We start from the raw sequence: 25,337 nt of genomic DNA on the forward strand, positions 1-25,337 counted from the left end.
TGCACACTTCAACATACAAGCGTCATTGCGAGCGCAGCGTGGCAATCCCCAATGAGCAGAGCCGCTCTGTAGAGTTAGGGATTGCCACGCTGCGCTCGCAATGACGTGATGGATAGAAAAGAGATATCTACTTGCGCTCGTTTGTAACGAGTGCTTATTGTGGAGCAGCGATTGCATCGCTCTTGCGTTTTTTAAACGCAAACCCAGGTTAAGCACTCGTTGCAAACGAGCGCAAGATGCATAGAAAAGGGATACTAATTAAGCGGCAACCCTTCCTCAAAGCCAAACTGCTCACCGCTCTTACTTTTAGTCGTATCGATATTCCAGGCCGAGGTTAGGAAATAAGGCGTTGTACCCGCTGCATCTTTATTGCTATAGGTACATTTGATTACCCTTGTTTCGCCCGGTGCCAATGAAATGTAATTGTCGCTGAATATCACCGGCAGGATATCATCACCATCCTTACCTTTTAATGCCCGCAGATGTACAAAAAAAGCTACTGATTTCCCGGTATTGGTAATGGTTACAGCATGTGTGGTGCTATCGCCCTTAGTAGCTTCCTGAACATGGCTCAGTTTAAGCGCTGTTTTGGGGATCTGCTGTAAAGCCGTATAATCAGCATAAGCCGATTCGGGTGTGGTGTACCAGTTTGACTTTTTCCAATTCAGCACTTCTGCTTTTTGCGACAACCAGTACCAGTTGATACTCTCTACCTTGCCGCGACTATCAGTCAATTGCAAACGCACAAAATAAGCCGGCGACAGTCCTGCAATGGCCGGTAATGCGAATACCACTTTGGAAGCATCCGCTTCAATGCTTACCGGGGCTGTTTTAGTGTATTTTACCGTACCATCAATATTATAAACAGTAGCCTTTACCTGCAAACCGCTAAATTTTTTAAGATAGGAGTTTATAATCCCCACCTCGTTTGATTTGTAGGAATACATCACATGCAAAGGCTCCATCGATTTTTTCATACCGAAGTAAGTTCCCGCCGGATATAGGTAATAATCATAGGTATGCCATATCAATCCGGGCCATGGGTTGGCCAGCATCCATTGTACTACTCCCGTTGCTGTATTGTATTTTTTAAAGCCGTAAGCCTCCATCATGGCACGGTGTGCCTCATAGTTTTGCGCTTGTGCCTTGGCTATATAATTTTTAATAGATGGTGATTCCCCATAACGGTTTGAAAGCGCCTTATCAAACACTTTTGTAGTCCCGAATGATCCTGTACCACAATGATACAGCCATGCCGGTGAACTGGTGGACAGGGAATCTTTGGGTATAAACTTGATCAGGCTCTCGTATGGAGGTATAGATGGGCCTGGCGATATTTCTGTAGCAAAACTCCAGGTACCACCAAATTTGTGCGTGGCATCTGTTTCCCAATATATAGGCGGCACCCATTCATAAGGGCCGGCCATTTTTACACCACTAAAGCCCGATACTTTCGACTTGGTTTCATTAGCCGTTGACAGTGTAGGATTTGGCCACTTCAGAGCTTTCTCGATCTTCAAATAATCACGCTCAACCGAAGTATCAGTTGGGGGCATATCGCTGCCATTGAGCCATACCATGAGGCTGGCTTTATTGCGCAACCAATACATCACACTACTATCAGATGCCATGGCTACTTTGCGCTCAGCAGCATCCCAGTGTTCGGGATGTTGCCATACACCGCAGCACATCCAGCCGGTCATCACCAGCATACCGTACTGATCGCACAGATCATAAAAATTATCATCCTCCATTTTACCTTCGGAGCGAATGATATTCATGTTCATATCGCGTACCAGCTTCACTTCCTGCTCCTGACGTTCGGGCGACCGACGCTGGAAAATATCCGGCGACCATGCAGCTCCGCGGATCAGGATAGGTTTACCGTTTACGATAAACTCGCGCGATTCATTGTCGATCAGCTTCGAATCCATCTGGCGGATACCAAATTTCTCCCAAAGCGTATTACTCACTTTTCCTGCTACTACCGCCGACAGCTCGACCCGGTTCAGCTCGGCCTTACCATACTGCCAAGGCCACCAGATGCGCGGATTTTTAATATTGAGCTGTTTATAAATCTCCGGACTAAAATCTACATTCTTTGATTCGTGGGGCAGCAAATGCACTTTTTGATCAAAGCTCAAATCACTATTGATCTGCCCTTTGATCACGGCATCCTGTGCGGTATTGGTATAATTGGTCACCTGCGCATCAACATATAAATGCGCTACGGCCAGTGATGGCAGATCAAAACGGGTAGTTACCAGCGGATACTGCACCCCTACTTTATCATAAGTTTTGATCTCCACATTGTTTACGATACCGCCATTGTAATCAGGCGGATAAGGTATCCAGTCGGCATAATCAATAGCCAGATCGCCTTTGGCTTTGTTGGGCGTAAAGGGTCGTGTTATTTGAAGAGCCAGCACATTGTTACCGGTATAATTGATGTGTTTGGTAACATCCAGCTGAATGATCCGGAAAGGCCCTTTGGTTTGGGTCGAATCGGCTATTTTCACGCCATTAAGCCATATGTTTGCCTTATAGTTGATGCCATGTAAACGCAGGATGACATTTTTACCATTCTCGGCCGCAGGCAGTGTAAACTCCCGCCTGAACCACCAGGGTTTATCCAGCTTAGGATCACTTAGTTTTTTTAAGTTGCGGCCCATGAAAGGGTCAAAATCATAAACCTTATTCGCCAGTAACCCGGCTATGATGGTAGTGGGTACGCTTACTTTGTACCAACTTTGTGTATTGTAATTCTCATTTGAGATTTTATCGGCCGGTGCAGCATCGGTTACTGCCGATTGCATTTTCCAGTCATCCTTCAAGATGAGCTGGAAACTTTCCTGCCTGGACTGGCTAAATGCCTGTTGCAAACACAAAGGCAAGATCAGCGTGAGTACGAGTTTTTTCATGATAAGAAGTATAGTTTATTGTTGATTATCGTAGTACAAAGCGGCAGCGCCTATGATGCCACTATTTTCCAGTTCCGACACCTCTACCCTGATCCGCTCGGCAGTTTTGGTATAGGCGAATGTTTTGATCTCCTGCCACATCGTTTGCTGAAAAAACGCATAGGCATGCCGTACAGAACCACCCAGTACGATCAGTTGCGGATCATAAGCATACATCACCTGTTTTATGGCATGGCCAATATGGGCACCCAACTCAGCGTACAGTTTTAATGCCTGCTCGTCTCCCTTTTTGGCATCTTCAAATACCTGTACACCATCTAAACCATACACGTTGCTAAAGAAAGATCCGCTGCTGTAAAACTCCAATATGTTATCCAGATATGGAAAGAAACCAAATTCACCAGCTCCGCAGTTAAAGCCAGGGTACAATCGTTTGTTGATCATGATACCGGCTCCTAAACCCGTACCCAACGTTAAACCGATCATCGAATCTACGTTGCCCCCTTTACCAAAGTAATATTCGCCCACAGCAAAGCAATTGGCATCGTTATTCACATAAACAGGTATGCCATAACGCGTTTCCATCAGCTGCTTTAAATGCACTTCTTTCCAGGAAGGAATGTATTGCACATCATATACAATACCTTCGGCAACATCAACCACACTGGGTACACCTATGCCAATGGCGGCCACCTGGTCATTTTTTAACAGGGCGTCAACTACCTGGTATATATCATTCATCACATCCTCAACAGATCCATCACTTTTTATTTTTTGCGATACGATAGCCGACAAGGAGTTATCATTTACAATTGCACCACGTATATTGGTAGCACCCAGATCTATCCCTATAACTTTGATATTATTCATGAGTAGCTTTCTTTTTAATGTCGATAGTTTTGTTGGTGATGAGTGGTTTTGCCCAGAAGCCTACACTTAATATATAACCCAGGGTGATGTACAAAAAGAACATCCCTGCACGCAAACCAAAGGCATCGCCCAGCAAACCGATGACAGGAGGTATAACGGCACCACCGATAATGGCCGTAACCAGCAGTCCGGCGAAAGAACCATGATCTTTATTGATCGAATTAAGTGCCAACGAGAAAATAATAGGATACATCACCGAAGCAAAGAAACCTACGAGCGGAAACGCGATCAAAGCCACGCTGGTTGACCCAAACAAAGCTGCTGTTAAGCAAACCAAAGCCAATACGGTAAAACTGATGAGCACTTTACGGCTATCCATAATTTTCAACAGAAACAAACCCAGGATGCCGCCAGCGGTCATCAATCCCCAGAAATAAGCTACGGTGTCCGCTCCTTTTGTTTGAGGGTCGAGACCATGATAAGTTTTCAAAAATTGAGAGATCCAGTTGGCGATACCTTGCTCGGTACCTACATAACAAAACATGGCTACCAGAAACAGGATAACAATGGGTTGTTTAAACAAAGCGAAATGGGTTTGTAAAGAGCCCACTTGTTCGTCTTCTTTCAGTTCAACCTTGGGGAATTTGGTAAATACCAGTAACAGAACCATTGCCAGGCAAATCACTGCGAAGAGCCAATACAGCGAGATCCAGGGTAAATTGGCAGGCACCAATGAATGCAATAAACCTATGATACCGCCACTATTATTCTCTTTTAAAGCTTTAACCATATAAGAGTAAACCAGCGGACTTAGGAAAGATGCCAGTCCGAATATCAATTGCGCCAATACCGAGGTAAAAGCATAATTCTCTTCGCCACCAGATGTACGTAATAGCGGATTAATGACCACCTGCAGCATAGCCATTCCACAACCTATCAGGAACAGTGAAATGATAGCGCTCAAATAATTAGGCTCCATAGCCAGCAACAACGAACCAAAAAAAGCGACAATAAACGCCGCTACCATGATCTTTTTCTCTTTAAATGTTTCCAGCATAATAGCCGATGGTACCGACATTACACCATAGGCAATAAAAAAAGCCAATGGAAGTACGCCTGCCAATGTGTAACTTAAATTGAATACTTTTATGATATCCGGTATCAGCGGACCGATCACGTTGGTTAGAAAAGAGATCACGAAAAAGATCAGCATGATCAGGGCTACAATGTAGTAGTTACGTTTCATTGGCTAGGGTTAAAGGTTTATAAGATTTAATACTGCAAACAATGTTATTGATATTCTTTTATAATAACAGTTCCGTTTTATTCGTAACGGCACATGAAGGACAATTGTAGAGGCAAATACCCTCAAAGACAGAATAAATATTTAATCAACAATCGTTAAATTGAGCATAGAACAAATTATCAATCAAATTTATCCCATACCCGAAGCCTCCGGGCAGAAGCTGCAGCAGGTAATTGAGGAGATCACTTTGCCCAAAGGACATATTTTGTTTGAGGCTGGTAAAATAGCCCGAAGCGTTTATTTTATAAAAAAAGGCATCGTAAGGGCTTATTTATACCAACATGATACCGAAGTTACCTTTTGGTTTGGCCGGGAAGGCGATACCGTTATCTCCATGAAAAACTACGTAGAGAACAAGCCCGGCTATGAGAATATTGAACTTTTAGAAGATTGCGTACTGTACCGCATTAAAAACAGCGAGCTCCAAAAACTTTTTGCCGAAGATATACATATTGCCAACTGGGGCCGCCGCTTTGCCGAAACCGAACTGATTAAGGTGGAGGAAAGATTGATCTCCTGCCAATTCAGCATGGCGGCCGACAGATATCAGGATATTTTAACCAATAGTCCCGACCTTATTCAAAGGGTGCAATTATGCCATATAGCTTCTTACCTGGGCATTACGCAGGTGAGTTTAAGCCGCATAAGATCGAAAATAAGGTAGCTGCATTATTTATCCTATGTTAATTTTTAGGCTGTTTATACTCCGGAACTTTACAGTCGAAATAATATAAGATAAAATGAATTGGATCATATTAATCATCGCAGGTCTTTGCGAAGTGGGTTTTGCCTCCTGCCTGGGCAAAGCCAAACAAACAACAGGTACCGAAATGTACCTTTGGTATACCGGATTCTTCATCACCATGACCCTGAGCATGGTACTGTTGATAAAAGCCATCCAAACCCTGCCCATAGGCACAGCATATGCCGTTTGGACAGGCATCGGCGCCGTAGGCACCGTGCTGGTAGGTATCCTGGTATTTAAAGACCCAACCAACTTTTGGCGCTTGTTTTTCATGAGCACCCTCATCATCTCGGTGATCGGGCTTAAGTTTGTTGCTGAATAAGCATAAAACAAAACCGGCGATCTGATATGGTCGCCGGTTTTGTTTATTAGGCTTTGTAAAAAGCCCTCCCTCCTGATAGCTATCGGGACGGGGAGGGTTTGGGTGGGGTTTATTGATTTATCCGGAACTGCTCTGTTGCGGTTATAGTTGTTCGGGTGCAAGTCATGGCCACAGTACCTCCTTCGCTTGAAATATAAGCGCCGTTGTTCCCTCTTAAAGAGATGGTACCATTTGAGTTGAAAACCCAGTCGAACTGCTCCCAGGGGCCAATAGCGGTGCGGTTGCAATTAATAGCCTGGGTGCCGTTTTCAGAGGATACATATTTGCTGGAATTTAACAAGGAAACCTTTCCGTTACCTGCATTAACAACGGTAAACTGCTCCCAGCCCTGTGCGGTTGCACGGTTACAGTTCATGGCTTGTGTACCGTTCTCAGAACTCACATATAGGTTATTGGAACCTTTTATGGTTACTACCTGGCCGAAGGGCACCGTGCCAGTACTGCCTCCCACTACTGGCTGTGTTGGTCTTGTAGCTGTTAATGAAATTTGTCCTTTCAACATCCTGCCGCCGTCGCCGGTTAATCTTAGGTAGTAATCTGCAGAGCATACGGTACCGTCTTCATCCAATGATAAAAAGTTGGAACCAGCCGGAACAAATGATGAATTTTCGGTCGTTTTGGCGATCTGGTTACCTTCATTATACTCATCAAACATAGATATATATATACCTTGTGCTCCGCCCCTGATCAGGTTATAAAACTGTGTCCACATCAGGTCGCCATGCGCACGTTGGTGTAATTGCAGGTCGCCAGGTAATACGCAAGGTTGGTAATCAATACCATTGGCATTACAATAGGTCTGATCGCCCGTTTGATGATCGTTATAGAAGTTATTAGCCTCAGTTACGTTACTTATTTTACCAATCATCCATGGCGATATCATATTCAGCGCAGTAGCGGTTGGTAAAAAGTTAGGCTGTATATCGGTAGCATTGGTATCGCGCCATGAGGCTGGCACCCCTCCTATAATATAAACCCCCTGGCCTTTAAACCAATTGATCACATCCAAACAAACAGCTGAAGAAAATGGGTGATTAGCATCATTAAAGCCCAATCCCCAGATACATACTACCGGTTTTCCGTTTTGTTTGGCATAAGCAGATGATGAAGTATATGCCGACATTTTATTCGTCCAGTCGGTTTTAATCTCCGATTGCATATTTGTCCACCCGGTTATATCATACATAATATAAAACTTGCGACCGGTAGCCTCTGCTGCGGTTTTTACCTTGGCGGTTATCGCATCACGCACCGGGCCTTCACCACCCGTAGGATTAAAACGTTGCAGGGCAGCACAATCAATATTATTCTGCTGCATCCACTGGAATTGTACATTTACGGTTTGATCATTAAAAGATGAGAATAATTTAGCCGGGGTACCATTATTCAAATTGGCAAAACCGGTTTGATACGAACTGGTATACTCGCGCATATCGGGCCATGATTTGATGCCGATATTATTTGTTGATGGTGCCTGGCCCGCATTTGGTGCCCAATGCCACCAGATATTAATGGGCGAACCATCGCCAATGGCGGCAAACCATCCCTGGTAACCAACGGTGATCTTCCCAACAACATCGCCAACAGGTGATGCGGATGTTTTTTTATTTTTTCCGGCCAAAGCACCAGCGGTGTTATTGTCTAAGCCCTTTTTACAGCTGCTTAAGCTTATTATGCCAAACACGGCTAATAAAAATATAGCTTTAATACTTTTTAGTTTCATAATTTATTGTTTAATAATTGGTTTGATATTAGTTAATAGTTACAATTGGGCATAGTAACCCCCTAAGGGGGCATGGAAACATGTTTTTTCATAGATATTAAGGTTTTAATAAACCGAAAACTTTAAGAAAAAGCTTACCGGCATAAATTGGTTATCGACATAAAATAAGCTGATGGATATTAAAAAAAGCTTAATAAATACTTAATTTTTAAACTATTATGAGATTATTAATTAAGCGAAAAGAATTTTATATAGCTTATTAAGAAATTCACGAACAATATATATGATCAATAAAACTTAATAAGTATCTGATAATTATCCATAAAAAAGCCTGAATGCATGCATTCAGGCTTTTTTATGCTTTATAGAAAATAGCTTAAGTCTATCGCCATCCACCGCCCAGCGCGCGGTATAAATTCACAATGGCTTGTAATTCCTGCAATTTGTCGCTTATACCGCTTAATTGGGCGGCTAATAAATTTTGTTCTGAAGTTAGTACATCGGTATAGTTTGTTGCAGAACTGTAGCGTAGCAATTCCTGCGTATAATCAACTGATTTTTGCAGGGCAATGATCTGCTTACTGCGCGAATCCTGTTTTTCAACCGCGGTTTCGTGCGCATACAAGGCATTGGAAACTTCCTGTCCGGCTACCAGTAGTGTTTTCTGAAAGCTGTTCAGGGCTTCCTGTTGCTGTGCCTGCGCGGTACGCAATCTGGCCTTATTAATACCCTGATTAAAAATGGGCTGGGTTAAACCCGCCGCAGCGTTGTAGAATATCGATTTGGTAAAAAAGTCTTTTAAAGTTAAGCTCGATAAACCTCCGGAAGCGGTTATGGTAAATGATGGGTAAAAATAAGTTCGGGCCAGGTTGGTATTCTCAAACGCTGCTCTAAACGCATATTCGCTTTGCTGCACATCCGGGCGATTGGTCAACAGCTGGGTCGGAACGCCTGTTTGCAGTTCGGTGGTCACTTTTTGATCGGCCAGTGTACTACGATTAATAGGCCCGGGTGGCCTCGAAAGCAGGATGTCTAATGCATTTTCTGTTTCCCGGATACTGCGTTTAATGTCAGGAATGGATACCTCCGCTGCATAGCGATTTGCCTCGCTTTGTACAACGGCAGCACCGTTAACCACAGCTCCTTTTTTAAGCTCCTTCATGGTCTCCACATCCTTTATCCGGTTTTGAAGCGTTTGCTGGGTAATTTCCAACTGCTTGTCCAATGCCAGCAGGCTGAAATAATTATTGGCAATATCCGCTATCAGTTGGGTTTGTACAGCTCTTTTAGCGGCATCACTTTGTAAAAAACTGGCCAGGGCAGCCCTTTTGGTGCTGCTTAGTTTACCCCAAACATCGGCCTCCCATGAGGTACTTAAACCAGCCTGGTAAGTAGTGGTAAGTGTATTGATATCGATACCTTCGGGAAAATTTAAACCTGCCTGTGACTGTTTTGATCGTGTAACGGAGGCATTACCGCTTAAACTCGGTAGAAAAGCTGCCTTGCTTTGTCTTAATGTGGCTTGTGCTTCCAGGATCTTTTGCACCGCAGTTTTCAGATCAAGGTTATTATTTAAACCCTCCTGTATCAATGATCTCAATACGGTATCTGCAAACAAGCTTTGCCAGGGCATAGAAGCGATGGTAGTAGTATCAGTCGACTGGCTACCGCGATAAAGACCCTCGGTATTTACATCGGGCTGTTTATAGCTTTTGGTTATCCGGCAGGATAACAAGACTCCCGAAAGCGAGGCGAATAGTAATATATATTTTAAACAATTTCTGTTCATGGCGATGTTTTTAATTGATGGATCAATGAGCGGGTTTGATTTCTACCGCGTCATCCTCATCGTCGTCATTATCTTCTTTCGGCGGACCGCTTACCTTTTCCTGCAAATGCTGGAAGATGATAAACAATACCGGGATCACAAATACACCGAATATGGTTCCGACAAACATACCTCCTACTGCACCCGTACCTATAGATTTGTTGCCATTGGCACCTGCTCCTGTCGAAAACATCAAGGGCATAATACCAAATATAAAAGCGAAGGAGGTCATCAGGATCGGGCGTAAACGGGCTTCGGCACCGGCAATAGCAGCGGGTATCAGTTCCATACCTGCCCGGCGTCTTTCCAAAGCAAATTCTACGATCAGGATGGCATTTTTGGCCAGCAGTCCTATCAGCATGATCAGCGAGATCTGCAGGTAAATATTACTTTCGATACCGAAGATCTTGGCAAACAGGTAAGTCCCTGATAAACCTACAGGCAGGGAGAGCAATACCGCGAAAGGCAGAATATAGCTTTCATACTGGGCGCTTAATAAAAAGTAAACAAACACCAGGCAAAGCATAAATATATAAGCCGACTGTGTTCCTGCGGTTAATTCCTCGCGTGTTAAGCCAGAAAACTCATAGCCATAACCCGCGGGCAGGCTCTCTATAGCAACTTCTTTGATGGCTTTAATGGCGTCACCTGTACTAAAACCTGGTTTCGGCTGTCCCGAAACTGATATGGCCGTAAACAAGTTGAATCGGGAAATGGACTCCGGCCCAAACACCCTCTTTAACGATATAAAGGAGGTTATTGGCGCCATAGTACCTGCGCTGTTACGTACAAATATTTTGCTTAAGCCCGTTTCCGTGGCCCGGTAATCGTAATCGGCCTGAACCATTACACGGTATTGTTTACCAAACTGATTAAAGTTGGAGGCATATAAACCGCCATAATAACCCTGCAGCGTATTCAATACCGAATTTACTGTTACACCAGCCTCTTTACATTTGGCTACATTAACATCAACCTGATACTGCGGGAAATTGGGATTGAACGAGGAATTAAGACTCTGTATTTCGCGGCGTTTGCCAAGGGCCACTATAAAGTCATTACTCACTTTAAACAGTTCATTCACGGTATGACCGCCTTTGTCCTGCAATTGAAACTCAAAACCATCGCTGTTACCAAAGCCATTTAAAGTAGGTGGTGAAAAATAAAACACATTGGCCTCCCGCATCCCACTGGTTTTGCCATAAAGCTGACCAATAATACCCTCCTGGCTATCGCTTTTTGATTTACGCTGATCCCAGGTTTTCAGTTTCAGGATCACCATAGCATAAGCGCTGCCATTACCTGCTATAAAGTTAAACCCAACCAGCTTTAAAGAACTCACTACGGCCGGAAAGGTATGCCCGATACTGTCGATCTTACTGGCAACCGCGTCTGTACGTTCCATTGACGATGCCGGGGGCAGACTAATGGCAGCAAATACAACACCCTGATCTTCATTGGGTACAAAACTGGAAGGGGTAGTTTTTACCAGATAAATAAGAACCGTAGCAAATATGGCTATAGCAGCAATTGCGATCCACTTTTTATGCGCCAGGAAACCTACCGACTTTTTATATTTACCGCTTACCGCATCAAAGGCCGTGTTGAATATCACATAAAAATGGTTGATAAAACCATGCTTTTTAGTCCCCTTTTCATGTGGTTTTAAGAACAAGGCGCACAAAGCCGGGCTAAGCGTTAACGCGTTTATGGCCGAAAGCAAGATGGCCACAGCCAGGGTAATACCAAACTGTTTATAAAACACACCCGTTGAGCCCGATATGAAAGTTACCGGTAAAAACACGGCCGACATGACCAACGTAATGGAAACTATGGCGCCTGATATTTCACTCATGGCATCAATAGATGCCTTGCGGGCCGATTTATAGCCTATATCCAGTTTGGCGTGTACCGCTTCTACCACCACAATGGCGTCATCCACCACAATACCAATGGCCAGTACCAACGCGAATAAGGTAAGCAGGTTAATGGTAAAGCCAAACAGGTTCAGGAAAAAGAATGTACCCACAATAGCCACCGGAACCGCGATGGCCGGGATCAGGGTTGACCGAAAATCTTGTAGAAACACAAACACCACGATAAACACCAGTATAAAGGCTTCTATGAGCGTGCTGATCACTTTTTCTATCGAGGCATCCAAAACTTCGTTGGCATCAACCAGGTAGGCGATCTTCATCCCTTTAGGAAAAGTTTCTGCAGCGGCATCCAGAATTTTTTTTGATTCGTTGATCACATCGCGTGCATTTGATCCTGCCGTTTGACTAATAGCCACACCTACCGAAGGCTTACCATCGGTGATAATATGGAATGAATAATCCAGCGAGCCCAACTCCACGCGGGCCACGTCATTTAAACGCAGCAGCTGCCCGTTGCCTACTGATTTAATGATCATGTTGCCAAATTCAGCAGCGGTTTGCAATCGCCCCTTATATCTGATCACATATTGAAAAGACTGATTACTGTTTTCGCCAAACTTACCCGGTGCAGCTTCAATGTTTTGTTCGTTAAGCACATCGGTAATATCATCGGGCACCAAGCCATAGCGCGACATCACATCTGGCTTAAGCCAGATACGCATGGAATAATCCCTGGAACCAAAAACCTCGGCCGTACCTACACCGGTTACCCGCTGTATTTGTGGCACCAGGTTTATCTTGGCATAATTTTGCAAAAAGGTTTCGTCGTAGGTCTTATTGTCACTGTATAAGGAAAAGATAACCAGGTTACTGCTTTGGCTTTTAGCCACAGTAACACCCGATTGTGTAACCACCAACGGCAATAGACTGGTTGCTCGCGATACCCTGTTCTGCACATTTACCGCCGCCAGATCGGGATTAGTACCTACTTTAAAATATACCGTGATTGATGCAGAACCGTCATTACTAGCGCTGGAGGTCATGTATGTCATGTTCTCCACCCCGTTGATCTGCTCCTCCATTGGGATGATCACACTTTTAAGCACCACATCGGCATTGGCGCCATTATAAAAGGCGGATACATTTACCGTTGGCGGCGCTATATCAGGGTATTGAGATATGGGTAGATTAATAAGTCCGAGTATACCCAGTATCAGCAGTAAAACTGATATAACAGTTGATAATACCGGGCGTTCTATGAATTTTTTAAGCATACAATTGCTTTAACAGGATTGATAAATTAAACTCCACTATTTAAGGTTGCCATAAACCGATGCCGCGCTAACCGGGTTGGACTTTATGGTAGTACCATCAGGTAAATTATTGGCGCTTTGCAGTACTATCTTATCGCCGGCATGTAAACCATCGGTAACCACGTAAAACTGGCCGGCGGTATTATCCATTACTTGTATAGCTACGTTTTTGATCTTGTTCTGTTTATCAACCAGATAAACAAAGCGTTTATCCTGTAATTCATAAGTAGCGCTTTGCGGCACCAATAAGCCCGATTTGATGGTGTTTGGTATTCTTACGGTTGCGCTGCTTCCGCTTCGGATCAATCCACGGGGATTAATAAATCCTGCCCTTACGTTAGCTGCGCCAGTGGCGGTGTTGATCAATCCGTTTACCGTTTCCACACGGCCGATATGTTCATAAATAGTACCATCAGGGAGTATGAGCGATACGTTAGGTAGTTTACTCAATTTTGATTTGAAAGAAGTTGTACCGGTACTATCCTTGCTAAAATCAAGCAGTTGTTTCTCGTTCAGCGCAAAGTAGGCGTAAATATTAGAGGTGTTATAAACCGTTGTTAAAGGGTCGGTTGTAGTGCCGGTTACCAGGCTGCCCAATTTATAGGGTAATGAACCAATAACACCATTTACCGGACTGGTAATAGTAGTGTAACCCAGGTTAACCTGCGCATTTACTAATGAGGCTTTTGCCTGTGCCAGAGCAGCCGCTTTTGATTGCTGTGTATACTCTGCCGATTCCAGTTCGTAATGACTGATGATATCTTTGTCAACCAGGGGTTTTACTTTATTCACCTGCATTTTGGCCAGGCTCAGGTCGGCCTCTGCTGTTTTGATACCAGCCTGGGCGGTACGTACATCCTGCTCATACTGTGGTGCATTGATCTTAAAAAGCAATTGGCCCTTTTTCACTATAGAGCCTTCATCTACATATATTTTTTCTACGTAGCCATCAACTTTAGGTCGTATCTCAATATTTTGCTGGCCCTGTATACTTGCCGGATAATCCACATTTAAAGTAGCGGGGCGAGGTTGCAAAGTAAGTACCTTATAATCCAACACCTGCTCTCCTCCTTGTCCTTCGGCTGCTTGTTTATTTTTACTGCCACAGGAACTCAATATAGCTGTTGATAAAACAATCGTAAAAAATGCAGCCCAATTTTGAGGCGAAAGTACATGGTAAGTTTTGCAGGACGATTTTAAAAGTATCATAAGGTAAAATATCGTGAAAATATAGGGCGTAGGGGTTTACGCCGCTAAATACGGCATTAATTAGGTATTTTGATTGTTAAATATAGTTAATGTTACAGCTTATTTTAAAATCGGAAGTGCTGTTAGTTAAACATCAATTAAAATAGCCTTTATTTTTTGATCAAGATCCTGCGCGTCAAAAGGCTTTGCTACAAAGTCATTCATACCATGATCCATGCATTTTTCCATTACCTCCTGGGTGGCGTGGGCTGTTATTGCGATGATCGGGATAGCATTATTAGCATTGTCCTCACTTCTGATAGCTATGGTGGCTTCGTACCCGTCTAATTCGGGCATATCCAGATCCATTAATATAATATCATAGTGATTTATTTTAAATTTCTCCAATGCCTGCTTTCCGTTATCAACCGCATCAACACAGTAACCGCGCTTTTCCAATACTTTAATGATCAGTAACTGATTCAAATGGTTATCATCAGCAACCAATACACGTGTGGCTTTTATTTCATTCTGAGGGATACAGGTATCCAATATATTTTCCATTACGGATGATTCTGCTGATACTGTGTGTTTATAAAAGGGAAGCAAAAATCTAAAATCAGAACCCTCTGGTGTGCTTGTTTTTATAAATATATCCCCGCCGTGCAGGTCAACCAGGTGTTTAGCCATACTAAGTCCCAGGCCAATTCCTCCTAATCCTTTATTTTGCCTGAACTGATCGAGGCTTTCGAATATTTTATCCTGTTTTTCTGCGGGGATACCGATACCTGTGTCCTGAACACTGAAACCAACCCAAACCACATCCTCTGTATCATCAATAACATATGCCTCCACAAAAACATGGCCTTTAGGAGTAAATTTTACCGCATTGGAAAGCAGGTTTAGTAATATGTGGCTTAAGCGCATCTCATCGCCCATAACCCATTCCTGGACATCGGCATCAACATGGTAACTTATAGTCAGCGACTTTTTACTTATTTCCGGCTTTAACATAGATACGGTATTGTGCACCACATCATGGATATTTATAGGTTGTTTTTCCAATTGTACGTTACCAGACTCTATCTTTGACAGGTCAAGGATATTGTTGAGCAAGCCTTTCAAAAACTCGCCAGATTTCATAATAGCATGGATATATTCCTTTTGCTCCCTACTCATCTCTGATTCCCCGAGCAAACCGGCAAAACCCAGAATGGCATTCATAGGTGTTAAAATCTCATGGTTCATGTTGGCGATGAACACCTGCTTAATTTTTTCAGAAGCCTCTGCCCTTTCCAATTGCCGGAGTTCTTTGACCTTAGCGTTTTTTAATTCGGATATCGTATGCTCCAGTTTATCTGTCATTTGGTTAAAGGCTGCTGCCAAAACACCGATCTCATCCCTTGAATATACCTTTACCCGGGTATCAAATGACTCTTCAGATACTTTTTTAGCCCCGGAAATAATTTCCTTTATGCCTTTTTGCATGCCCTTGCTAATTGATATGGCTATCAGGATCCCAGTTAGTTCAACGGTAAATGCTAAACCAATTAAAATTTTAAGAACAAGGCTTTCAAACCATCGCGAACCTTCGCCCAGGCTGTATGAAAAGCCATCTTCCATAGGCGTAAATTCGGCATCTATTGCAGAAATATATTTTAAGATATGCTGTGTTTCTGCTGGAGTTATAGTTCCTGACGCTACCTTATCATGCAGTTGTTTGCTGACGGGAATCAGTTTGATCAATATCTGTTCGGCTTTTTTCCAATAAAAAATGGTTTGCTTTAAATATTTTACCTGGTTAAACCGCAGCATTAGTTTGATCATGCCATCAATATCATCGGGATGGTTACGCCCCACCAGGAAGCCCAAACGGGCCGCTTCGTAATCGGGAGGTGTTTTTTCAAGGGCGGTACGGGCTGCACCATCACCCAGCGGTACCTTTAAAAATTGCTGAAATGCATGGTAATCCTGTTCATTATGTGAATAGGCGTAAACTTTTAAATGCGATAATGCATCTTTTTGTGCCTTTGACCAAAGGCCTTCGCCGCCAACATATGACCGTACGGCTGAGAGTGTTTTTATGGCAAAACTAAGTGTAAATAACTCTATTACAATCAGAAAAGCCATTATGCCAATAGTAAAATATAACTTTTTCGCAATCGGAATATCCCTAAACCATTTTACTAAAAAGAATGACTGCATGCCGTGATAAGAGTTTCGCGTTTTAACCTCTAAAAGTACTTTAAACAAAAATGTTATTTCCGTTCATTAATAACAGAGTGGTTCATTTTATTCAGAGTTTATATTTCTTTTAATTTAGTCGGGCGAATCTATGAACAATAAAACTAAAGAAGGCCACCTTTCGGCGGCCTTCTTATTAATCCAGGTTATAACTGTTTAACTATATTAATGAAACACCAGGGTAGCCGGGAAATAATAGCCTGTATAAGAAATATCTTTACTTTGAGCACCACTTGACGCATCATAAAAATACAGATCGTTTACGCTATAATTTATGCCGTATCCAGACTTTACAGTGGTAACTACCAATTGATTAAGTTTAGCATTATAACCTAATCCTGCACCATATAATTCTTTACCGGCTGGTATAGTGATAAATGGTGTTGTGAATGAAGCATTATTCGCGGCAGTATATTTATAAATTTCGGTACCACCACTATAAGGACCGTTTTTGGCGAGGAAAATCGCATTCTCGGTAGTTGAAGCAGTAATGGAGCCCGGATGCCAGGCACCCCACGAGCCATTAATAGTAAATGGTACTGTAATGTTTTGTACGGTCAGCGTAGCTGGATCGATACGCACCAGTTGTGTACCGCCGGCAGCCCATATAGCGCCATCTTTACTACGGGCAAATGCTACTTCCAACCCTGGAATAGTTTTAACAACAGCGTAAGTAGATGCATTTAACACCACTACGCCATCTGATTGCGATAACGCAAATATGTAATTACCGGCTTTGATCAGATCGCCTACCTCACCGCTTACACCACTGATTTTAGTACTAAGTGTAACAGTTTGCAAATTAAGCGGATAGATACCATCACCTGTACTAACCAAACCTGTGTTATTACCAATACCGACAAATGCCCTCCAGTCGTTACCACCAGCAGCAGCTATACGACCAGTCTCTTTAAGCGACAGATCATCAGTTACTACTAATGGACCTCCAGCTTTTGACAACAGGTAAAGTTTATGATTGTAAACCGTACCAAACTCTAATGACGAGGTAGCCGGCTCAAGGGTTTTACCTGGGTTTTCTTTAGTGAATATACTATCGGTTAAAGTACCCTTGGTGTAATCAAAAAAGCTTACTGTACCTGTACCGTGTCCAAACCAGCCTTCGTTTACTACAAAAAAGCCGTTTTCATACTTACCCGGCTCGGCTATTTTAACATCGTGATCCTTTTTACAGGATGCGATCATCATTGTCAACAATACCGGGATAAGGTATGCCGACAGCCTTAAAGTGAATTTATTTTTCATGCTTGTTATTTTTGATATCTAAAGAATTAATGAAATACGGCGATAGAAGGGAAATAATACCCGGTATAAGCAATGTCATTAATCAATGAGCCGGTTGAAGCGTTATAAAAACACAAATCATTAAAACTAAAATTGGTGGTAAAGCCAGAGTGTACTGTATTAACAATAACCTGGTTATGAGCAGGGTCATAAGCCACGCCTGCACCATACAGTTCCCTGCCTGTTGGCACTGTTATAAATGGCGTAGTAAATGAAGCACTGTTGGTGGCTGTATACTTATAGATCTGTGTTCCACCCGAAAATGTAGCGTTTTTGGCTATGAAGATGGCATTTTCTGTAGTAGAAGCCGTGATGGATCCAGGATGCCATGCCGCCCATGAACCATATATGGCAAAAGGTACAGTTATGGTTTGCACCGCCAAAGTAGACGGATCAATACGTATCAGTTGAGTACCTCCAGCGGCCCAAACAGCACCATCGGGGGTTTTAGCAAATGCGCATAACATGCCGGCAATAGTGGTAACAACCGCATTGGTAGAAGCGTTCAATACCACTACCCCACTTGATGCCGAAAGCACGAAAATATAATTACCCACTTTGATCATATCGCCGACCTGGCCGGTTACACCACTAAGTTTGGTACCCAGCGCCAGTGTTTGCAGATTGACTGGGTAAATGCCCGAACCTGTGCTTACCAGACCATTGTTAGCATCAATACCAACAAAGGCTCTAAAATCATTGGTGCTTTTTGCGGCAATACGGTTTATTTCCAGCAAGCTGTGTGAATCGGCAACTACCAGGGGGCCGCCAACTTTGCTTACCAAATATAGCCTGTCGTTAAAAATAGTACCATACTGTAAAGTACTGCTTGTCGGGTTCAGGTTTTTACCCGGGTTTTCTTTAGTAAATAAGCTATCGCTGATCAAGCCTGTGCCAAAGTTGTAAAAACTTACCGTTCCGGTGCCGTGACCATACCAGCCTTCGTTTATCAGGAAAAAGCCGTTGTCATATTTACCTGTGCCATGCACCTGGAGTTTCCCGCTTGCCTGATTGGCATTCAGCGTATTGTTGGCAGCATCTTTTTTACAGGAGCTTACCATTCCCATTAGTAATAGCGGGAAAATGTAGGGTAATAGTTTTACAAGGGTAGATTTTTTTGTGTTCATTTTTTTAGGTTTTATGGTTTCGATAAGTAGAATTATTTATTGGGTTTTAGTTTTTAAGCATGCTCAGATCGGCCGCGCCGCCAAACTCGGTTGATTGTTCGCCCAACCAGCCCATATTGTAAAGTATACCGGTTTGTACTTTGATAAAATCTATACCTTTCAGGCTTATTTTGTTTCCTTTGGCGTCAATGGCGTTATCAATGTCTACTTTGTCGCCACCGGCTGTATTATCACCATAGCCATAATCAAAAGCAGCACTGGTGATGTATGACGGATCGTCGTCATTAATATTTGATGATGGCAGCAGTGTTCCACTCAATGTATAACTATCACCTTTAAGCCCTATCGGGAAATAAGGCTGCGTATGGAATATATTGGTTTGAACAACCCCTGTTTTACCTTTATTATCTTTCCAAGGCACACTACAGGTATCGCATTTAGGCCGGGTGTAGGTCACCGAATAATTGCGGGTGTAACCATCTTTATATTGGGCGCTTCCGGTTAATTCATACCAGGTATCATCAGGTTTACCATTGTTATTGGTATCCTGCATCACCCATATTACGCCAGGTTCAGCAAAGCTGGAAAATGCGTTTCCGTAAACAATAAAATCCTCTTTATAGGGCACATTTAAAACCGTGTGGTCAAAGCCCACTACGATATAGCCACCCCAGGCACCCAAACTCACCAGGCCCTGATCGTTGTTTAAGGTGCTTTTGGCCGCTACGGTATCGCCAATTCCCGTATTGTCAAACTGACCAGGGGCCGGATTAAAATCAAATAATTGATTTACATACGCCTTGCTTTGTGCTGTTATCGGACGTATAGATGCTTCTGGCGTTGTATCGGTTGATTTATCCTTTTTACAGGACGATAATAACGCGACACCAAGCAAAAGCGCGAAGGACAGGTTTTTCATGTGGTTTAAGTTGATCTTTATCATTTTTATTGGTTCAATTTTAATATTCTGTTTAATAAGCAAATGCAAAATGCGCAGGTATATCCCCCGCTACTACCGACCATTTTTTCTTGCCTGAAGGATCAAAGCAATACAGCGTTCCTGGAGTAACGTAATCTTTGGCATCGGTAACCAATACCTCTTTGGTTATGGGATTTACCGCTATACCATAGGGAACTTTGATCTGGCTTTCGGAGCCATCTGTAATGAACTTGCTGGCCAGTACGGTTTCGTCCTTTACGTTAAGCATAGCATAGGTTGTGGTATTTTTACCCGTGATGTAGCTAAACTCATAGCTATACATATAGGCAATGTCATCATCGATCCAAAGATTGCTCACCCCAAAATCAAATTCCTTTTTCACCTGGTCGGTTTTGGTATCTATCACGAATAGTTTTGAAGGGATGTTATAGTAATCGCCCCGGGAGGTAACGTAGATATCGCCATATCTATCGGCCTTTACCCTATCCAGGTTAATGGCCACATCGATGCGTTTCAATTCGGTAAATGAAGCCAGATCGATCACCGAAACCGTGCGCTCATAATTTGGCGGACTATATCCTCCTGAATTAGCCACATACAGCTTTTCGCCCACTATGGCCATTTCTTCGGGCTGGCGACCAACGGTTACCTTACGGGTGATCTGCAGGGTAGCAGTATCAATCTCATTAACGGCGCCATTTGGTGCTTTGGGATCACCAACTTTACCCAGATAGGCACTTACATAGGCTTTACCATTATGAAAGGTTACGTAGCGACAGTTATCTATATTAATAAGTGATATCCGCTTACCGGTTTTAGCATTCAAAACCTCCACCTTGTTGGATACATTGACCACTACATATACTTTTGAGCCATAAATACCGATGTCGTTACCCACATCGCCCAGGCCCTTGGTCACATCGGGGTTGGTTTGATTATATATGTTACGGCGATATTGCCCGGTGGTATAATCCAGGTAATCAAGGGACGCCTTGTTCATATTCATATTGCCCTCGTTGAGCAAATAGAAACCCTTAACCACAGCGGTAGGATCAGGCGGCAACAGGGGTTTATCCTGCTCCGGAATAGGTTGGGCATCCTTTCTACAGGCGCTGTAGCCCAGAATGATACATCCAAGCAGCAGATATTTGAAGAGTTGTATATTTTTCATAGCAGATACTTAAAATGTTGAACTTATGGTGAAGCGATAATTGCGCCCCGGCAAAGGGAAATTGTATATCACGTCGTAATATTGATTAAGCAGGTTATTGACCTCAGCTGTAAGCCTGATCTTATGCTTGTTGAACCGGGTGGCATAGGTAAAGCCTATGTCGTGCGTATACCATGGCGGCATATAATTGGCCGCTTCATGATATTTTTGATTATACCTTTCGCCGGTATAGATATAGCTGTAGGTGAAGGCCAGTTTATGCCACTCCGCACCTATCAATACCGAACCGCTGTTTACGGGAGTATAGGGTATTTGCTGGTTATAATTAATATCGGTTTTATCGGTTACATCAACCGATTGCTGGTAGGTGTAGGATATACCGGCATTTAGTACCGCATCATGCCATAACTGCCATGTAGCCTGTGCGTTTACCTCAGCTCCTTTAATATGTACTTTACCCAAGTTAATGATCGACCAGCGACCAAGATCAGCCCCGGGTACGGCTACTATTTTATCCTTTACCTGGTTGTAATAAGCATCGGCCTGTACCGCGAAATAGATCAACGTTTGCTGATGCAGGGTTCTGTTATAGGTAAAACCTACATCATACTGCTTGTTAAATTCGGGCTTTACAGCAGCGTAACCAACAAAAGTGTAGTACAGGTCATTAAAAGTAGGCAACCGAAAAATGCTCTTATAAAAGCCTCGCAGTCTGAAATCAGGATTTTCCGTCGGCTGCCAGGATACCAGCACAGCAGGCGTATACTCGTTGCGATTATCTGCATTAGCCAGGATCGGTACTTTGTCTCGAACGAAGGTACCCAGCACATTAGCCTGCAAATTAAAGCGCGCAAAATGCAATTCGGTAGCCAGAGCTGTTAACAATTGATTACGGATCGGCGGTACAAAAGCGTATTTGGCCGAGTCGTTCTCCGTAATATGTAAAGTGCTCCACTCGTAATCGGCAGAGAGGGCTACATCCCAGAACTTACTGACTTTGTATTTATTAGCTACCGAAAAGTAAAGCTCATTTTCATAATAGCGGTCGTTCAGCAACCCTGTAGTTGTTGTGATATCTGGATTAGTATAATGACTGTAGGTATTGGCATATTTGGCGATAAGCATCAGACTGTACCGGTTGCCAAAGTTTTTGTTATAGGTAGATTGGACGAAAATATCCCTGTCCCACAGACGTTCATGCGAATCAAACTTGTTGGATACGATAGCGGCTGGTAAACCCCTTGCGGAGTTGTACAGATATCCTTTTACCGCCCATTTACTGCTATCCTGGAGTTTACCGTTTAAGCCCAGCTCCACGCGCTCCGAGGCGATATCGCTATTTTGCCGTACCGCAGTAGTATCATAAACCCCATTGGTATACCGGAATTTATAGCGCCCATTGGCATGCACAAACTCAGTACTGATGGTACTATAGGTATTGTTACTCAGCTTGTATTGCCAAAAGAACGATGGATCAACTAAACCCGACGACCCGGTTTTAAAACTCACCTTACCGGTTGAGCGGCTGCTATCCTCAAAATGTGGCTGGCGCGAAGCAAGGTAAATAGCGCTCCCCGAAGCAAAACCCTTGGCAGGCTGAAATATGGTACCTTTCTGGGCGTTGTACAGAGCTATTTCCTGAATATTGTCCAGGGAGAATTTACCCAGATCAACCTGGCCATTTTGCGAATTGCCAAACTCCACTCCATCATAAAAAACACCTACGTGGTTACTTCCCAGGCTGCGTACATTAATGGTTTTCAGACCGCCTACTCCGCCATAATCCTTGAGTTGCACGCCCGAAAAATAGCGAATGGCGTCGGCTACCGAAAAGCTATTCAGCTTTTCAAGCTCTGCTCCTTTTAGTATTTGCAGTGGTGTGGCCGAGGTATTTCGCGATGAGATCCTGCCTGCCCGAACGGAAACTTCTTTCAGATGGTGGCTTTTGACGGTATCCGCAGTCAATTTCTGGCGACTGGTATCTGCTACCTGCGCCCGGGCGTTACCACAAAATAGGCCCTGTATCGCCGTAAGGCAAATAAAAAGCGTCAGGAAGCACAAATACTTGTACAGGTGTTGCAATACGTTCTGTTCGTAAAAAAATTAAACAAACAGCAAACAGGGTACAATAAATGGAAATACACACTACGTGAGGTATCTTCATTCCAGCTTCAATCCCCGAAAGCTATGAATACATATAATGCAATGGCAGGTCTTCTGACTTACTCCCCGTCTACCCGGCCTTCCCGTCGCGATCATATCGAAACAGTGGCTAAAGAATGGATAGCGGTTAACAGAGCTTACAGCTGCGGGACAGTTCCGGAATTACACCGGATTCCCTTTTAATCCGGAAACCTTAAAGGCTTCGGGAACCAAAAGCGACGCAAATATAGAAATAAAAAATGCAAGGAATTTTATTTTAGTATCCCTCCGGGAGGTGATGGAAAAGTCGGTGATCTATTTCAGAAAAACTTTTTAAACCTTAAATTTTAACACTTTTCTGATCAAAAGCAGGGTAAAAACGCTTAAAAATTGATTCAAAAACATCGATTTTAACACTTTTTAACAAATTTTAACACGATTTTGATGAGTTTTTAAAACTTTAAAAAGTATTAATTTATTGATTATCAAATAACTAAATAAAAAACGATTGGTTTTGGTCTTGTTTTATCCTTAACCAAACAGCCCGGATGTCTGCTAAAAGACATCCGGGCTGCTGTTGATATAAATATACGAAAATTCGGGCAGATATACCTTATCATTTTTCAATTCCCTCGTAGAAACCCCTCCCGTGGGAGGGAATCGCACCAGGCCAAAGCTTTTAAATTTATAATGTCTTTTCAATACTCCACTGTCGCTGGAGCAGGGCGGATCAAAAGACGAATAATTCTTTCCATAATGTAACCTGGATCGTTTTTTAGTGGTCGTAGGTGACAAATAACTTAAAAATGCTGATCCGACTGCCACACCCGAAGTTTTTAAAAGCTCTTTTCTTATTCCTTATTGTTTGTAGCGGTGGTTTTGCTCAAAACATCACTCAGGCCCAATTCAACGCCATAGATTCCATCATGAAGTCTTATTACAGGCCGGCAGAACCTGGTGCATCCATTGTGGTGGCAAAAGATGGCAAAATTGTGTTCAGTAAGGGTTATGGCATGGCAAACATCGAACAACATACCCCTATTTCAACCGCGAGTGTTTTCAGAATGGGATCAATGACTAAACAGTTTACAGCTATCGCGATCTTAATGCTTGTACAAAAAGGGCAATTGAGTTTAGACGACCGCCTCAGTAAATTTTATCCAGAGCAGTTTAAAAACGATCACGGCATCACCATCAGGCATTTGCTTGGCCATACCTCAGGCATCAAAGATTACATCACCATTCCCGAGGTAAGAGCTTATGCCACCCGCAAAATAAAGCCGCAGGACATTATCGCCATTATAGCTCAATCTCCGCTTGATTTTGAGCCCGGAACCGATTATACCTACAGTAATTCCGGGTATTTTATATTGGGCGGGATCTTAGAACAAATAACAGGCATACCCTACCCCGAATTTATCACCAAAAACATCCTGGAGCCATTGAAAATGCAACATACTTCATACGAAGACCCTGCGCAGATCATAGCGGACAGAGCATCGGGGTATTACCGCAGAGCTGAGGGATTTATTAATGCACCCTATATAGACATGTCGGTTATCTTTTCTGCCGGTGCTTTGCTCACCAGTCCGGAGGATATGGTTAAGTGGGACGAATCGCTTTACCTCCATTCCTTGGTCAATGCTCAGTATATAAAAATGGCTCTGGAACCTCAGCAGCTCCATAACGGAGATCATACCGACTATGGCTTCGGATTCCGGATGGCCGCCGTAAACGGCATCAGCTCTATCGAACATGGCGGCGGCATCTTCGGCTTTCAATGCTATGGGATCAGGGTAGCATCTGCCCACGTTTATGTTTTGGTCATGACCAATTTTGAAGGGAAGAACAAATACGATGTGGCTTGCGCCCAGGTAGCAGCCATTGCCATTGGTAAACCCTATAGTCAGAATAAATACATCACCATGTCAAAAGCAGAGCTTGCCGAATTCACCGGGAAATTTACAGGAAAAGATAAGCTGATCAGGAGCATTTTTGTAAAGAACGACAGTCTGTTTTATCAGGATGATAAGGTAATAACCCCACTAATTCCGATAACGCGAGATACTTTTAAAATGGATGGAACCTTTGACGACCGGATCACTTTCCTCAGAGAGAACAATAAAATAACCGCTCTTTATGTGAAACCCAGAAGGCAAATGGGCATCATGATGTCTATTGTCAAAGATTGACCACGAGGTCTAAGGGTGTCATGCTGAGCACCGTCGAAGCATGGTGGGTAGGCCTCTGCGCTCGAC

16 protein-coding genes and 1 riboswitch are annotated in these 25,337 nt (G+C 43.2%); of the genes, 3 read left to right on the forward strand and 13 right to left on the reverse strand.

Annotation, left to right across the window (positions count from 1 at the left end):
* Positions 1–254 precede the first annotated feature (254 nt).
* Genes AC57BQ_RS10480 through AC57BQ_RS10490 form a run of 3 tightly spaced genes read right to left on the reverse strand, consistent with a single transcriptional unit; the run spans position 255 to position 5,037 of the window.
* Positions 255–2,921 carry a glycosyl hydrolase 2 galactose-binding domain-containing protein gene (locus AC57BQ_RS10480; protein WP_496406229.1) on the reverse strand — a complete coding sequence of 889 codons (2,667 nt, stop codon included), beginning with the start codon at positions 2,919–2,921 and terminating at the stop codon, positions 255–257.
* 15 nt (positions 2,922–2,936) lie between these two features.
* Positions 2,937–3,791 (reverse strand): ROK family protein, encoded by an 855-nt coding sequence (locus tag AC57BQ_RS10485; protein ID WP_496406230.1) that lies wholly within the window; start codon positions 3,789–3,791, stop codon positions 2,937–2,939.
* Positions 3,784–5,037 carry a sugar MFS transporter gene (locus AC57BQ_RS10490; RefSeq protein WP_496406231.1) on the reverse strand — a complete coding sequence of 418 codons (1,254 nt, stop codon included), beginning with the start codon at positions 5,035–5,037 and terminating at the stop codon, positions 3,784–3,786. The genes AC57BQ_RS10485 and AC57BQ_RS10490 overlap by 8 nt, the downstream gene beginning before the upstream one ends.
* Positions 5,038–5,197: 160 nt before the next feature.
* Between AC57BQ_RS10490 and AC57BQ_RS10495 the strand changes: the two genes are divergently transcribed.
* Together AC57BQ_RS10495 and AC57BQ_RS10500 are read left to right on the forward strand one after the other, a co-directional pair.
* Positions 5,198–5,761: a Crp/Fnr family transcriptional regulator gene (locus AC57BQ_RS10495; protein ID WP_496406232.1), complete on the forward strand. Its 564-nt coding sequence runs from the start codon at positions 5,198–5,200 to the stop codon at positions 5,759–5,761.
* A 76-nt stretch (positions 5,762–5,837) separates the two neighbouring features.
* The gene (locus AC57BQ_RS10500; protein ID WP_496406233.1) at positions 5,838–6,164 is read left to right on the forward strand and encodes a DMT family transporter; all 327 of its coding nucleotides are present in this window, start codon (positions 5,838–5,840) and stop codon (positions 6,162–6,164) included.
* A gap of 109 nt (positions 6,165–6,273) precedes the next feature.
* Here AC57BQ_RS10500 and AC57BQ_RS10505 read toward each other — a convergent pair whose 3' ends face one another.
* The 10 genes from AC57BQ_RS10505 to AC57BQ_RS10550 form a co-directional block, all read right to left on the reverse strand.
* Positions 6,274–7,947, reverse strand: coding sequence for a hypothetical protein (locus AC57BQ_RS10505; protein WP_496406234.1), 1,674 nt, complete (start codon positions 7,945–7,947; stop codon positions 6,274–6,276).
* 382 nt (positions 7,948–8,329) lie between these two features.
* The gene (locus AC57BQ_RS10510) at positions 8,330–9,736 is read right to left on the reverse strand and encodes an efflux transporter outer membrane subunit (protein WP_496406235.1); all 1,407 of its coding nucleotides are present in this window, start codon (positions 9,734–9,736) and stop codon (positions 8,330–8,332) included.
* 22 nt (positions 9,737–9,758) lie between these two features.
* The gene (locus AC57BQ_RS10515; RefSeq protein ID WP_496406236.1) at positions 9,759–12,926 is read right to left on the reverse strand and encodes an efflux RND transporter permease subunit; all 3,168 of its coding nucleotides are present in this window, start codon (positions 12,924–12,926) and stop codon (positions 9,759–9,761) included.
* 36 nt (positions 12,927–12,962) lie between these two features.
* On the reverse strand, positions 12,963–14,174 hold the full coding sequence (locus AC57BQ_RS10520) for an efflux RND transporter periplasmic adaptor subunit (protein WP_496406237.1): 1,212 nt from the start codon (positions 14,172–14,174) through the stop codon (positions 12,963–12,965).
* Positions 14,175–14,300: 126 nt separating this feature from the next.
* Positions 14,301–16,283, reverse strand: coding sequence for a response regulator (locus AC57BQ_RS10525; protein ID WP_496406238.1), 1,983 nt, complete (start codon positions 16,281–16,283; stop codon positions 14,301–14,303).
* 279 nt (positions 16,284–16,562) lie between these two features.
* Positions 16,563–17,660 (reverse strand): DUF5074 domain-containing protein, encoded by a 1,098-nt coding sequence (locus AC57BQ_RS10530; RefSeq protein ID WP_496406239.1) that lies wholly within the window; start codon positions 17,658–17,660, stop codon positions 16,563–16,565.
* Between the two features lie 26 nt (positions 17,661–17,686).
* Positions 17,687–18,826, reverse strand: coding sequence for a DUF5074 domain-containing protein (locus AC57BQ_RS10535; protein ID WP_496406240.1), 1,140 nt, complete (start codon positions 18,824–18,826; stop codon positions 17,687–17,689).
* 46 nt (positions 18,827–18,872) lie between these two features.
* Complete coding sequence (locus tag AC57BQ_RS10540; protein ID WP_496406241.1) at positions 18,873–19,769, reverse strand: cell surface protein; 897 nt, start codon at positions 19,767–19,769, stop codon at positions 18,873–18,875.
* A gap of 28 nt (positions 19,770–19,797) precedes the next feature.
* Positions 19,798–20,937, reverse strand: coding sequence for a YncE family protein (locus AC57BQ_RS10545; RefSeq protein ID WP_496406242.1), 1,140 nt, complete (start codon positions 20,935–20,937; stop codon positions 19,798–19,800).
* 9 nt (positions 20,938–20,946) lie between these two features.
* Positions 20,947–23,019 (reverse strand): TonB-dependent receptor plug domain-containing protein, encoded by a 2,073-nt coding sequence (locus tag AC57BQ_RS10550; protein WP_496406243.1) that lies wholly within the window; start codon positions 23,017–23,019, stop codon positions 20,947–20,949.
* Between the two features lie 108 nt (positions 23,020–23,127).
* Positions 23,128–23,329: riboswitch (cobalamin riboswitch) on the reverse strand.
* A gap of 556 nt (positions 23,330–23,885) precedes the next feature.
* Between AC57BQ_RS10550 and AC57BQ_RS10555 the strand changes: the two genes are divergently transcribed.
* Positions 23,886–25,271, forward strand: coding sequence for a serine hydrolase domain-containing protein (locus AC57BQ_RS10555; protein ID WP_496406244.1), 1,386 nt, complete (start codon positions 23,886–23,888; stop codon positions 25,269–25,271).
* Positions 25,272–25,337 lie beyond the last annotated feature (66 nt).

This window comes from Mucilaginibacter sp. BGA-UO-ETr-C110 (assembly GCF_059567985.1).